Here is a 266-nt window from a genome sequence, read left to right on the forward strand (position 1 = left end):
AGCCCGCAGCACGAGCTGCCGTTCCTGGACCCTTCGGACAAGGCCAGGCTCTGGGAGTATGCCGTGCTGGTCACCAACGCCGACGACTCGCTCGAAGCCACGGGTCAGCTGTACCGTGATCGGGCCGATTGCGAGAACGGCTTCGACGAACTGAAGAACCCGTGGGGCTGGGGCGGCTACACCACGCATGACCTGGAGCGCTGCAACCTTTCGGCGCGTGCCGTGGCGCTGATCTACAACTGGTGGAGTGGGTATGTCCGCCTGGC

Annotated in this window: 1 pseudogene; it reads left to right on the forward strand. The window is 65.0% G+C overall.

What is annotated here, in order from left to right:
- Window positions 1-266, forward strand: a pseudogene (locus tag CAPSK01_RS23310) (transposase); the annotation flags it as partial.

It is taken from the genome of Candidatus Accumulibacter vicinus (genome assembly GCF_000584955.1).
GTDB lineage: Bacteria > Pseudomonadota > Gammaproteobacteria > Burkholderiales > Rhodocyclaceae > Accumulibacter > Accumulibacter vicinus.